Raw genomic sequence first — 13484 nt, 5'->3', positions numbered from 1 at the left:
AATATTATGGCTGCTTTACAAAATGTTCTTGATGAACCAAACAAAAACACCATTTTTATGGTGTGGAATTTTCACGATGATGTGGACGTAAAACCTGCGTTCCAACAACTTTGCGGATTAATTGGCAATCTTAATAATTCGGCAAAAACCCGTTTTCCTGATGCCAAAGCCAGCGTAGTAATGGGCATTGGACACGATGCGTGGCTACGCCTTGATTTACCACAGCCGTTGCCAAAAGAGCTTGCCCCTTTTGAGCCAATTAAAGGGGCAAAATATACCGCCGTGGCAACCCGTGGCGATTTGCATTTCCATATCCGTTGTGATCAACCAAGCTATTGCTTTGATATTGCACAAAATATCACCGATGTATTACACGATGTGGCAAAATGTGTGGTGGATATTCAAGGCTTCCGCTACTGGGACGGACGCAGTATTCTTGGCTTTGTGGACGGCACAGAAAATCCGCACGATCCAGAAGACCGCATCTTATTCGGTACTGTAGGGGAAGAAGACCCCGCTTACCAAGGCGGTAGCTATTTGTTTGTACAAAAATATGTACACGATATGCAAGCGTGGCGCGCGCTGCCATTAAGCGAGCAAGAAAAAGTGTTTGGTCGCTCTAAAGCAGATGACATTGAAATGGACGACGACACCAAGCCAGCTAACAGCCACAGTGCCTTAGCCAATGTGGGCGATGATCGCAAAGTCATTCGCGACAATATGCCATTTTCTGCTAACGGCGAAGTGGGAACTTATTTCATTGCTTATGCCAACACCTTCAGCACCGTGCAAGCAATGTTAAACAATATGTTTATCGGCAACCCCGCTGGCAATTACGACCGCTTGCTTGATTTCAGCCGCACCCGCACAGGCACACTTTTCTTCGTCCCAACCTTAGATATGTTAGATGAATTTGCGGAGTAATCTCACCAACCTAGCACGTTTGTGCTAGGTTTTTTTATTCAAAACCTCAAATAAAACCCTTTCGTTAGCGCCACGAAGTCAGGGTGGTATTGATTATTTTCGTCATAAATAATCAGTTGTGAATGTTGCATAGGTTCAGCTAGTTTACGAAAAGTGAGTAATATTCGTTGTGCTGGCTTGCCGATTTTGGTGATTACATCACATTGTTCCGTGCAATAAAGTGCGGTGGTTTTTTGCAAAGTTTTTCCTGCATCATAGGGCAGGATAAATTGAATTTTCCCCTGTTCATTTAAGCATTGTGCTGCCGCATTGAGCCAGTCGTTATGGCTTTGTTCAAGAGTGTAGCGGGCAAGATCACGTTGTACGTTTTTGCAAGCTTGTGCAGGCTCAAAATAGGGCGGATTGGCCACAATTAAATCAAAAAAGTGCGGTGGATTTTGTGCAAATTTTTCGATATCCATTTGATATAGCGAGATTTTCTCAGCCCAAGGGGAAGCCTGAATATTTTCCTGTGCCTGTTCTGCCGCGGCATTATCAAGCTCCACCGCACTAATATGGCAATCTTGTGTCGTGCGTTGTGCCAACATTAACGCAATTAACCCTGTGCCTGTGCCGAGATCCAAAAGTTTTTTTGCCCCTTGAATATTTGCCCAAGCACCAAGCAAAATGCCGTCTGTTCCCACTTTCATCGCACAGCGATGATGATTAACCTGAAACTGCTTAAAGCGAAAGCCTTGATTTTTCGTTGCCATAAACTTCCCAAAAATTGACCGCACTTTGCCCCCAAAGTGCGGTATAATCTGCACCAATTTTTTCCTAATAGTAACAATAAATATGAACTTAGCACAATTTGAAGAATTGGATCTCGCCCCAGAATTATTAAAAGCCTTAGCGAAAAAAGGCTACCAACGCCCCACTGCCATTCAGTTGGAAAGCATTCCAGCGGCAATGGCGGAGCGAGATGTGCTAGGCTCAGCGCCAACTGGCACGGGTAAAACCGCTGCTTTCTTATTGCCAGCCTTGCAACATTTGCTGGATAATCCACGCCGTAAACCCGGTACGCCAAGGGTGTTGGTTCTCACCCCAACCCGTGAGTTAGCGATGCAAGTGGCGGAGCAAGCGGAGCAATTAGCACAATTTACCAACCTTGATATTACTACCATCACGGGCGGTGTTGCGTATCAAAACCACGGGGAAGTGTTTAACAGCAACCAAGATTTGGTGGTCGCCACACCGGGGCGTTTGTTGCAATATATTCAAGAGGAAAATTTTGATTGCCGTGGCGTGGAAATTCTGATTTTTGACGAAGCGGATCGTATGCTGCAAATGGGCTTTGGACAAGATGCGGAAAAAATTGCTGCCGAAACGCGCTGGCGTAAACAGACCTTGCTGTTTTCTGCTACGTTGGAAGGTGAACTGCTAATGGATTTTGCAGGGCGATTACTCAATGATCCTGTAAAAATTGATGCGGAGCCAAGTCGCCGTGAGCGTAAAAAAATCCAACAATGGTACTATCACGCAGACAGCTATGAGCATAAAGTGAAATTGCTCGCTCGTTTTATTGAGCAGGAAAAGGTAAGCAAGGGCATCATTTTCGTTCGCCGCCGTGAAACCGTGCGAGAGCTTTCCGACACTTTGCGTAAACGTGGCATTCGCAGCACTTATTTAGAAGGGGAGATGGCGCAAACGCAACGCAATAATGCCATTGATAAACTCAAAAATGGCGTGGTAACCGTGCTGGTTGCCACCGATGTGGCGGCGCGTGGGATTGATATTGATGACATCAGCCACGTGATGAATATGGATTTGCCTTACAGCGCAGACACTTATTTACACCGCATTGGACGCACTGCGCGTGCTGGCAAAAAAGGCATTGCGGTTTCTTTTGTTGAAGCCCACGATTATAAATTGCTCGGTAAAATTAAGCGTTATACTGAGGAATTGCTTAAACCTCGCATTATTGAAGGCTTAGAACCGCGTACCAAAGCACCGAAAGACGGCGAAGTCAAAAGCGTCAGCAAAAAACAAAAAGCGCGCATTAAACAAAAGCGGGCAGAAAAGAAAAAATCAGAACAGCAGAAAAAAATCAAATTGCGTCATAAAGACACGAAAAATATCGGCAAACGCCGTAAACCGAGTGGGGGAGAGGGGTAATCCCCCTTTCTCTACCAATCTTTTTTCATTTTTCTTTTCTATAGCAAAATTTTGCACACCTTCTCTTTATAACCAAAAGAAATATATCCTTTCAATTAATTATTGGATAGCTATAAAAAATCTCTCGCATAATAACCGCACTTAATCAGTACGTTAGAGGAGAAATTTATGGTTTGGACAATAATTTCAGGCGGTGTTCTCGGTGTGATTTTTGGTTTTGTGCTACAGCGTACTCGTTTTTGTATGACGGGTGGGTTTCGTGATATGTACACGGCGAAAAATAATAAAATGTTTTATGCCTTTTTACTGGCTATTTTAATTCAAAGCGTGGGGGTGCTGACACTTGTTGAGTTGGGTTATATTTCATCGCCTTATGAAGATTTTTCTTTGGTTGGCACGGTTTTTGGTTCTTATCTATTCGGTATTGGTATTGTGCTTGCTAGCGGTTGTGCAACGGGGACGTGGTATCGTGCAGGTGAGGGATTGATCGGAAGTTGGTTGGCATTGGTAATGTATATGCTAAGTGCCGCAATGATGAAATATGGTGTGTTGGTGGAATTCAAAAACACGGTAACTAGCTATACCAGAATGAATGATAATCTTGCAGCCCAACTAGGGATCTCCGTGTGGTGGTTGGTTGGCTTATTGGCAATCGCCGTAGTATTTGGTTTATACCAAACATTGAGAAAACGCCCTAAAAATAAAGTGGCAACATTGCCGCAAAAATATCAAGGGTTACGCCATTGGTTGTTTGAAAAGCGCTATCACCCTTTTGTCGCCGCGCTGGCTATTGGCATTATTGCACTGGTTGCTTGGCCTGCCAGTGAAAGCACGGGGCGCGCTGGTGGCTTGGGGATCACAACACCTTCTGCAAATCTTATCCATTTTTTAGTAACGGGCGATGAAAAGCGGTTAAATTGGGGCGTGTTTTTGGTGATCGGGATTTTTATTGGTTCTTATCTTGCCGCGAAAGGTAGCCGTGAGTTTAGATGGCGCTTACCCGACACGAAAACCCTTTACCACAGTGTGATTGGTGGATTTGCGATGGGCGTGGGGGCATCATTGGCAGGCGGTTGCACCATTGGAAACGATTTAACAGCCACAGCAGTGATGAGTTCTAAAGGCTGGATTGCCCTTGCTTTCACGATTCTTGGAGTATGGACAATGGCACACGTCTTATTTATTCGTCCGCGCAGATTGGCGTTAGCGAACGCTGCAGCATAAGATTTATTCACATAGAAGGAAATTAAGATGATCGTAAAATTAGAAACCGCGGGGCTAGTTTGCCCATTCCCATTAGAAGAAGCAAAAGCAGCAATGGCAAAATTGAACGCAGGTGATGGCATCGAAATTGAATTTGATTGCACGCAAGCCACAGAGGCCATTCCCAACTGGGCGGCAGAAGAAGGCTATGAAGTGACCCATTTTGACCAAATTGGCGATGCGAAATGGACAATCACGGTGGTGAAATAGCCTTTCTTTTAAGTGCGGTGGAAAAAATCAGAATTTTTGCACCGCACTTTTTATCGCTTTCTTTTCCCACAGATCCTCTTGACGAACACCCCATTGAAGCGTAACATTCCGCACGATTTAGCAACAAGAGGACACACACTTTGGACAGTCATAGTCGATACCCAATTTATCGTTGATCTAAATCTCGTCCTCCACTTATCGGCGAGATTTCGCAGGTAAGTTTCATTACCTCAATTATTAGGTATCTTTAATTAAATAATCGAAAATTTTGCACCGCACTCTTGTGCTGATTATTTAGTTTTCTTTTGTTCATCGGGTTTGTTCATAATCCCTCAAGGAGTATGACAAAATGATTAATGCTTTTGCACTGGAAAATGCGCGTTTAATTCGGCTAGATGAAGGTGATGAGAATCTCAACGCCGCCATTTGGATTGATTTGCTTGAGCCATCAAGCGAAGAACGTGAAATGTTGCAACAGGGCTTAGGGCAAAGTTTGGCATCTTTCTTAGAATTGGAAGATATTGAAGCGTCTGCGCGTTTCTTTGAAGACGAAGATGGCTTGCATTTGCACTCTTTTTTCTATTGTGAAGATGAAAATGATTATGCCGATATTGCCAGCGTGGCGTTTACCTTGCGTGATGGGCGTTTGTTCACCTTGCGTGATCGTGAATTGCCAGCGTTTCGCCTTTATCGAATGCGTTCGCGCAGCCAACGCTTAGTGGAATGTAACGCCTATGAAGTGCTGTTAGATTTATTTGAAACCAAAATCGAGCAGCTCGCCGATGTAATCGAAAATGCTTACGCAGATTTGGAAAAATTAAGCCACGTTATTTTGGAGGGCAAGCAGGGCGAAGCCTTTGATAAAGCGCTTGCTACACTCACGGAGCAAGAAGATGCCAGTTCCAAAGTGCGCTTATGTTTGATGGATACGCAACGCGCATTAAGCTTTTTGGTGCGTAAAACGCGTCTGCCTGCCAATCAGCTAGAGCAAGCGCGCGATATTTTACGCGATATTGAATCCCTGCAACCGCATAATGAATCCTTATTCCAAAAAGTGAATTTCTTAATGCAAGCGGCAATGGGTTATATCAATATTGAGCAGAATAAAATTATGAAATTTTTCTCCGTAGTGTCGGTGATGTTCCTGCCTGCAACCTTGGTGGCGTCCACCTACGGAATGAACTTTGAATTTATGCCAGAATTGCATTTAAAATATGGCTATCCTATGGCGATTGGTTTGATGATCGTTGCGGCGCTTACGCCTTATATTTATTTTAAACGTAAAGGCTGGTTGTAATTTTTAAGGAGAAAATAATGGGCTTAAATTCCCTTCAATTTTTAGTTTATACCCTAATTAATGTTTTTAGTTTCGTGCTAATTTTGCGTGCGTGGTTTCAATATAGCCGCGTGGATTTTTATAATCCTTTTTCGCAAACCTTAGTGAAATTCACTCAACCTGTGCTTGCGCCATTGCAAAAGTTTTTACCTACGGTGAAAGGCTTAAATACCGCAGCATTGGCGTTGTGTGTGGCATTAGGCGTGGCAAAATATCCTTTGTTAGATTTATTAGGATCAGCACAAGTGGCGGCAAATCCCTTGCTTTATCTTTACATCGGGTTATTGCATACCTTGCGCACTATGGGTGAAGCGGTGATTTATGTGTTGTTTTTCCAAGCCATTTTAAGCTGGTTTAACCGCGGGCAAAATCCGTTGCAATATACCCTTTATCAGCTCACGCAACCTTTGCTCAACCCGATTCGCCGTATTTTACCGAACACGGGAATGATTGATTTCTCCCCGATGTTATTGGCATTTTTATTATTTTACGCCAACCGTGTAATGTACGACATTGCGCCTATTTTATGGCAATTTGCCTAATGAATGCGATCGAGCAAAGCACGCAAGGACTTCGGTTGCGGATTTTTCTGCAACCGAAAGCCAGTAAAGATCAAATCGTTGGCTTGCACGACAACGAGCTAAAAATCACCATCACCGCCCCACCTATTGATGGCCAAGCCAACGCCCATTTGCTTAAATTCCTAAGCAAAACCTTTAAAGTGCCAAAAAGCAGTATTCTCATCGAAAAAGGCGAACTCAACCGCCATAAACAAATTTTTATCCCTACACCGAAAGTGATTCCTGAACAGGTTTTGGAGTTGTTGGGATAAGAAAAATGCTCTCAATTAGCGAGAGCATTTTGCTTTTTAGAATTGATAATTAAAGGTGGCTATCATTTTGCGTTCTTGATGATTGTTGGTCTGAACACTGAAATCAAAAGTGTAATTACCGATATTTTTGGCAATTCCCACTTTACCTATCCATTCTTGCTTCGAGCGATCGAGCTTGTATTCTTGTCCATTTAATTGAAGGCGATATGGTTCGTCCAAGTTCACTTTCCAAGTCGGCTCAAGATAAAGGGCTATGCCACCGATATGATAGCTAAATTTACTTGATAGCTGTGTTTGGACGGCAAAATGATGAGCGAGTTTACCATTATCTGGCAGCTTGCTATCTAGCAGATAAGAACCTAGCACACCAATACGTGGCTGAATAGCAAATTGGTTAAAGGTAAAAGTTTTATTATAACCAAGGTAAAGGTCGAGATAATCTGCGTGTACTGTGCTATCAAAAACGTGGCGATAACGAACAAAGCTAGAAAAATCATACCATTTTGCATTAGCACCAATGCCCAATTGGTGAATATCATTATAACGATATTCAGCAAATGCCCCGACTTTCGTATGATCATTCAAGGATTGGTTAAACCCTGTTTGGAATCTTCCACCTAACCCCTGTTTATTGCTTTCACTTAATGTCGCTGTGAAATAATGATCATAGTTAAAGTTATCAATGATAGAAACATCTACATCGGTTAGATTTCTTAGCGTTTTCGCATATTTATCAAGATAATCTTGGCTAAACGCAACCTGTTCAGAGGAAGTTTGATTGGTAAGATTTTCTTCTTCATCATTAGATTCCACCGTTTCTTCTATGGCTACAGTGCGATTACTGTCCTCAGCTTGGGTTGTTTGAGTTGTTGGCGTTGAACTGCTTTCGTCATTGCTATTTCCATTAGATTCAACCACATTGTCTGATGTATCTACACCTTTATCTGGTGTTATTGTTGGACTATCTTCAGCATTTTCAGATGAGGTTTCTGTTGCTGGATTTTGTTCAGAATTATCTGTGTTAGGTTTATCTAAGCCATCAGGTGTTTCTGCATTATTACTATCAGCGTTGGTTGGCTGCGTCTGCGTGCTAGTTGAGTTATCTTCCTTGTACTGGCTTTCCTCAATCGCGGAGAAATATTTCTGATGATCATCAAGTTTAAAGGTAAATTCTGTTTTTTCTCCTGAAATCGTAGCTGTTACATCATTACCAACTTGTAAGATATATTTACCAAGCACAGACAAATTAATTTCATCGTCAAGCATCAGCGTTGGATCGGCAACATAAACGTCTAGGTGTCCATTTTCTTCTGTTTTAATTACGGAAAGAGGGTGATTCACCGCTAAACCATCTACTTCTCCCGCTTCAAAGAAATTGACAAAAAGACTATTGCCTACTTTTACTGCGTGTTGTTGAGCATTTTGTTGCAGAATTTGAATTGTATTTGTATCAAAATGGTTTACTTCGTCAGCACTATAACCCGGCATAATGAGATAAGCATAGCTCGCCTCTTTAGGTTTTTTCCCGTGATTTAACCAAATTTTAGCAAATTCTGTTGAACCATCTTTACCTTTCTCAATAACAGTATAAGGTTGCTGATTATCAAGAATTTTATAGCTTATAGTCTGCTGTGTAGCAGGATCAGTAAAATAAATTGTATCACCAACGTGAGATAAGGTTTGTTTTCCATTAATCACTCTATTATCAATGGTTGTTAATACTTCGCCTTTATCTGTGCTAGCAATATTCGAGCCTAGCGCGAGTACCACATCACCTAGCATTATCCAAGATTTCTTCGCTGTAGTTTTATCATTATAAGATGTGAAATCCATTGCAATAATGGCTTTAGTGGCATTACCTTGTGAACCATCTGCCTTAATGCCATTATCTACACCACCCACAAATGTTTTGCTGCTGCGATCTTTTAAGTATCGGCGTTGCTTTGAACCATCTTTCCGAATAGCGGTGCTTTCGGTTGTTCCCGGTAGCATATAGGAATCAACATTATGCCAATAATTCGTAAATAAATCGGTACTTTTGTTATCATAGATATAAGTCATTCCATCGCCAGTGTACCAACCTTGAGGATTCTCGCCATTCATACTTTCATAGGCAGCAGTACGATTTGAATGCATTGCAATAACAACTGTTCCTTTAGGACTTTTTTGTACAGCGCGATCCATAAAAGAAAAACGTTTTACACCAACGGTTTCTGTTGGCTTAATATTTGGGTTATCAAGAATATTTTTTAAGATATTCCGCACCGTATCATTTGGCGCATCATCAAGAGAATAATGTTGTTCAAGTAATGTACGTTTTAACAACCCTTGTAATGCCGGCTTGTATGTTGCTGGTGCGCTATCAATCAATAAGGAAATATCACTAATAAATCGTTTTGCACGTGTAACATCGCTGCTATTTGGTCGAGTAATCGCGCGCCCATTTACTGAATCATTCATTCCACCATTTACTAATAACCAGCTATATCCCTTGAGAATTGATTCATAAATATTGTCCATTTTAGGATCACTAAACACAAAGTTTGGTGAATCTTTCAGCATATATGCGAAAAGTCCTAACCCTTCAATGAGAACTGAAGCATAAGTACCATTATAAGCCACGGAAGAATGTTGAATAAATGAACCATCGGTATAGAATCCATCATTTAGCGTGGCATCATTTGTATCACGAATACCGCTTTTGAGTTCTCCTACATCATAAATAGCACGGATCGCACGTTGAACCTCATCATCATTACGCGTTAATAGACCACGCGCAAGTGAAACGGTAGAGGTATCTGTGCGGTTTCCACCAGTGCTTGTTCTTTTATCTTTTGACGTAGAATATTGTGCTGCTTCGGAATTTGCCCCACTTGTTGTTGGATCTGGCTGGAAGTACGTTGTAGCTGCAATGAGCTTTTCTTTTAATTCATTAGGTAATTCATCACCCATTAAAATGAGTACATCATTCAACGATTTTGGAACACCAATTTCCCAGTTCCACCAGTTACCATATTCTTTGCCACCCACCTGGTAGCCACCGCTATGAATTTTTTCCAAAGAAGAAATGATTAACTGCTTAGCGTCTTGGTTTTGATAAAATTGCGAACCCGATTTATTATATCCTACAGCTAAATCTCTGATTGTATTCACTGTCGAGCGAATTTTTGCCCCAGCTGTTTTTTGTTCACTAAAATCAAAAGTATCGTTACTTAGCAACGCTTGTTTCGCATTGTTAGCCATATTATTTGTGGTGTCTAACGATATACCTGTAAGATGGTTTTTCCAATTTTGTAATATTTGATCATAGGCATTCTGTGTTGTGGCGTGTTCCACAGCTACAACAGAATTTGTTTCAGCATAAACAGGTAAAGTAGGAATGCTGGCTAACATCACAGGCGCTAGCATACACATCACTTTTGATAAACGAAATCGGGGCATTTTTCTCTCCTTAAATAATAGTGATAACGCACGTATGCTACGCTGGTGAAAAAGAGAACTCAATTTCCACGCTTCAAAAATATGAACAAGATCACAATAAAAATGAAAAATTGTTTTATTTTTGTTTTTGTGGGGTTTATGCGCGGGATTTATTAACGGATTAAGGTAAGAAAAGGTTGTTGTTTACTAGATAAAAAGTGCGGTATTTTCCACCGCACTTTTTGTTTTAATATAACCAAATCATCTAACCAATAAATTTTTATTCTTTTTCAATCTACTATTCTGTTCTTTAGAATGATTGCCAGTTTATGACTTCAACAGGGAAGGAAAATGAATTGGCAGTATGTCTTTGACAATATTCCGAAATTTATTGATGCCAGCATTATTACTTTGCAGCTCTCGTTTTGGAGTATTGTTTTTTCTCTCATTATTGGGCTTTTGTGTGCGGTGGCTACCAGCTACCACATTCGTTTTTTTAATTCGCTCGCTAAAGCCTATATTGAACTTTCTCGTAATACACCTTTGTTGATCCAACTTTTCTTTCTCTATTTTGGTTTGTCTAAATTGGGAATTAAGTTAGATGGATTTACTTGCGCCATTATTGGCTTAAGTTTTCTTGGGGGAAGTTATATGGCTGAGGCGATTCGAGCAGGGATTGAGAGCGTTTCAAAAGGGCAAGTGGAATCAGCTCTGAGCTTAGGATTAACACCCACACAAGCCTTTATTTATGTTATTGCGCCACAAACTTTAAGCCTTTCTCTGCCAGCCATTGGTGCAAATTGTCTGTTTTTAATGAAAGAAACCTCTATCGCCAGCGCGATTGCTATTGCGGAATTAATGTTTATGGCGAAAGAATTAATTGGCCTAGATTATAAAACTAACGAAGCATTATTTTTATTGGTAGTGTTTTATCTCATTATTTTATTGCCAGTTTCGTTTCTTATTCATTATTTAGAGAAACGTAGCCGTTATGCGAAATATGGGAGCGTTTAATAATGGGATTAACTATTTTATTAGAAGAAAATAATCTACAACGATTGTTAAATGGCTTAACGGTTACGGCTGAAATTGCATTTATTTCCGTATTATTCTCTTGCCTGTTGGGTATATTGTTTGGCATTGCAATGACCAGCCGAAATAAAATAATCCAAGGGATTTGTCGTTTATATTTAGAAATGGTGCGAATTATTCCTTTACTAGTGTGGTTATTTATTGCCTATTTTGGCTTGGCTAAGTGGTTGAATATTCATTTAAACGGCATTGCAGTATGTATTTTCGTCTTTATTTTTTGGGGGACGGCTGAAATGGGCGATTTAATGCGCAGCGCATTAAATTCCATTGAAAAACATCAACGGGAATCTGCTTATGCCTTGGGATTAAATAGCACACAAACCTTTTTATATGTGTTACTGCCACAAAGTTTAAAGCGAGTTACGCCAAGTGCGATTAATTTATTTACTCGAATGATTAAAACCAGTTCATTGGCAATGTTAATTGGCGTGTTAGAAGTGGTGAAAGTGGGGCAACAAATTATTGAAACATCGTTATTTACTGATCCTTCCGCGGCATTTTGGATTTATGGTCTTATTTTTCTTTTATATTTCGCAATTTGTTATCCCTTGTCTATTTTTTCTCGTTATATAGAAAATCGTTGGGAGCAATAAAAGGAAATCAAAATGGCACTATTAGAAATTAACCAACTGGTAAAAAAATACGAAAAAACCACCGCACTTCAAGGCATTGATTTAGCCATAAAAAAGGGCGAAGTGGTGGTGTTGCTCGGGCCTTCAGGCTGCGGGAAAAGCACCTTGTTGCGTTGCATTAACGGGCTGGAATCCATTCAAGGTGGTGAAATCGTTTTGCAAGATCAAGGCGTGTTAGGCAAGCAAGTGCCTTGGGTGCAAGCACGCCAACATATTGGAATGGTTTTTCAAAGCTATGAATTATTTTCGCATCTTTCGGTGATCGACAATATTTTGCTCGGCCCAATGAAAGTGCAAAAGCGTTCCCGTTCGGAAGTGGAAAAGCAAGCCGATGAGTTACTTAAACGTGTGGGCTTACTGGATCGCAAAAATGCCTATCCGCGTGAGCTTTCAGGCGGTCAAAAACAGCGTATCGCTATTGTTCGTTCTTTGTGTATGAACCCAGAAATTATGCTGTTTGATGAAGTTACCGCAGCCCTTGATCCTGAAATGGTGCGCGAAGTGCTAGATGTGATTTTAGAGCTTGCCAAAGAGGGAATGACAATGCTGATTGTAACCCACGAAATGGCCTTTGCGCGCCAAGTGGCAGATCGCATTATTTTTATGGACACAGGAAAAATCGTGGAGGAAAACACGCCAGATCGCTTTTTTACCAACCCGAATTCCGATCGGGCAAAAACATTCTTAAACATCTTAAACTATGAACCAAGAGGAATAGACTATGAAGAAAACATTTAAAAAAATCACCGCACTTTTTGCGACTACCCTGCTTGCTGTGAGCCTAACGGCGTGCAATGACAACGAAAGCAATAGCGCGCAAAATCGTCTGCAACAGCTACAAAAGGCCGATAGCGTGCGCATTGGCGTTTTTAGCGATAAACCGCCTTTTGGCTATGTGGATAACCAAGGCAAAAGCCAAGGTTTTGACGTAGAAATTGCAAAAGCCATTGCTAAAGATTTGCTGGGTGATGAAAACAAAGTGCAATATGTCTTGGTGGAAGCCGCAAACCGCGTGGAATATTTGCAATCAAACAAAGTGGATATTATTCTCGCCAATTTCACCGTTACCCCAGCGCGTAAAGAAGTGGTGGATTTCGCCAAACCTTATATGCAAGTGGCGTTGGGTATGGTGTCAAAAGATGGCGCGGTTATCACCGACATCAATCAGTTAGAAGGCAAAACATTATTGGTGAACAAAGGCACGACGGCAGATGCTTATTTCAGCAAACATTATCCGAACATCAAATTATTAAAATTTGAACAAAACACGGAAACCTTTGAAGCCTTAAGAGATGGACGCGGTGATGCACTCGCCCACGACAACACCTTGCTGTTTGCTTGGGCAAAAGAAAACCCGGGTTTTACCGTTGGTATTAAAACCCTTGGCGATCAAGATTTCATCGCGCCAGCAGTGAAAAAAGGTGATACTGAATTGCTCGCGTGGTTAGATCAAGAAATTGAAAAATTAGGTAAAGAGGGCGTGTTAAAACAAGCTTACGACAAAACCTTATTGCCTGTTTACGGCGACACTATCAGCGAAAAAGAAGTGTTAGTGGCTTATTAAGTTAAATTGAAGAAATAAAAAAGTGCGGTGAAAAAATTTAACAAATTTCCACCGCAC

The 13484-nt window shown here is 41.1% G+C and carries 13 protein-coding genes; 11 read left to right on the top strand and 2 right to left on the bottom strand.

All coding sequences use genetic code 11. The annotated features are described in order from the left end of the window. Positions 1-6 precede the first annotated feature (6 nt). Complete coding sequence (locus ACNAV8_RS09330; RefSeq protein ID WP_103855810.1) at positions 7-924, top strand: Dyp-type peroxidase; 918 nt, start codon at positions 7-9, stop codon at positions 922-924. Between the two features lie 38 nt (positions 925-962). On the opposite strand, the gene ACNAV8_RS09325 is transcribed toward ACNAV8_RS09330, so the two are convergent. After that, positions 963-1676, bottom strand: a complete 714-nt coding sequence (locus tag ACNAV8_RS09325; protein ID WP_415777615.1) for a tRNA1(Val) (adenine(37)-N6)-methyltransferase — start codon at positions 1674-1676, stop codon at positions 963-965. An 82-nt stretch (positions 1677-1758) separates the two neighbouring features. Here ACNAV8_RS09325 and srmB point away from each other — a divergent pair, with 82 nt between their 5' ends. The 6 genes from srmB to yggU all read left to right on the top strand — a co-directional run bounded on the left by srmB (position 1759) and on the right by yggU (position 6719). Continuing rightward, positions 1759-3078: an ATP-dependent RNA helicase SrmB gene (gene srmB / locus ACNAV8_RS09320; protein WP_415777614.1), complete on the top strand. Its 1320-nt coding sequence runs from the start codon at positions 1759-1761 to the stop codon at positions 3076-3078. A gap of 168 nt (positions 3079-3246) precedes the next feature. Beyond that, on the top strand, positions 3247-4302 hold the full coding sequence (locus ACNAV8_RS09315) for a YeeE/YedE thiosulfate transporter family protein (RefSeq protein WP_415777613.1): 1056 nt from the start codon (positions 3247-3249) through the stop codon (positions 4300-4302). Between the two features lie 27 nt (positions 4303-4329). After that, positions 4330-4551: a sulfurtransferase TusA family protein gene (locus ACNAV8_RS09310; protein ID WP_103855812.1), complete on the top strand. Its 222-nt coding sequence runs from the start codon at positions 4330-4332 to the stop codon at positions 4549-4551. A 349-nt stretch (positions 4552-4900) separates the two neighbouring features. Continuing rightward, a complete protein-coding gene (corA, locus tag ACNAV8_RS09305; RefSeq protein WP_103854360.1) occupies positions 4901-5848 on the top strand; it encodes a magnesium/cobalt transporter CorA in 948 nt (315 codons plus the stop codon). Positions 5849-5865: 17 nt separating this feature from the next. Then, the gene (locus ACNAV8_RS09300) at positions 5866-6429 is read left to right on the top strand and encodes a YggT family protein (protein ID WP_103854361.1); all 564 of its coding nucleotides are present in this window, start codon (positions 5866-5868) and stop codon (positions 6427-6429) included. Beyond that, a complete protein-coding gene (gene yggU, locus ACNAV8_RS09295; protein ID WP_103855813.1) occupies positions 6429-6719 on the top strand; it encodes a DUF167 family protein YggU in 291 nt (96 codons plus the stop codon). Before ACNAV8_RS09300 ends, yggU begins: the two co-directional genes overlap by 1 nt. A gap of 36 nt (positions 6720-6755) precedes the next feature. Here the strand turns inward: yggU and ACNAV8_RS09290 are convergent, their stop codons facing one another. Further along, positions 6756-10160, bottom strand: a complete 3405-nt coding sequence (locus ACNAV8_RS09290) for a polysaccharide lyase 8 family protein (RefSeq protein WP_415777612.1) — start codon at positions 10158-10160, stop codon at positions 6756-6758. Between the two features lie 330 nt (positions 10161-10490). Here ACNAV8_RS09290 and ACNAV8_RS09285 point away from each other — a divergent pair, with 330 nt between their 5' ends. Genes ACNAV8_RS09285 through ACNAV8_RS09270 form a run of 4 tightly spaced genes read left to right on the top strand, consistent with a single transcriptional unit; the run spans position 10491 to position 13427 of the window. Beyond that, on the top strand, positions 10491-11153 hold the full coding sequence (locus tag ACNAV8_RS09285; protein ID WP_103855145.1) for an amino acid ABC transporter permease: 663 nt from the start codon (positions 10491-10493) through the stop codon (positions 11151-11153). A 2-nt stretch (positions 11154-11155) separates the two neighbouring features. Then, positions 11156-11824 (top strand): amino acid ABC transporter permease, encoded by a 669-nt coding sequence (locus ACNAV8_RS09280; protein WP_103855144.1) that lies wholly within the window; start codon positions 11156-11158, stop codon positions 11822-11824. 12 nt (positions 11825-11836) lie between these two features. Then, positions 11837-12601: an amino acid ABC transporter ATP-binding protein gene (locus tag ACNAV8_RS09275; protein ID WP_103855143.1), complete on the top strand. Its 765-nt coding sequence runs from the start codon at positions 11837-11839 to the stop codon at positions 12599-12601. Further along, positions 12585-13427, top strand: a complete 843-nt coding sequence (locus ACNAV8_RS09270; protein WP_415777611.1) for a cysteine ABC transporter substrate-binding protein — start codon at positions 12585-12587, stop codon at positions 13425-13427. The genes ACNAV8_RS09275 and ACNAV8_RS09270 overlap by 17 nt, the downstream gene beginning before the upstream one ends. Positions 13428-13484: the final 57 nt, after the last annotated feature.

This window comes from Avibacterium endocarditidis (assembly GCF_965138825.1).
GTDB lineage: Bacteria > Pseudomonadota > Gammaproteobacteria > Enterobacterales > Pasteurellaceae > Avibacterium > Avibacterium endocarditidis.
The sequence above is the reverse complement of the archived record's forward strand: the minus strand, read 5'-3'. Positions and strand labels throughout refer to the sequence as shown.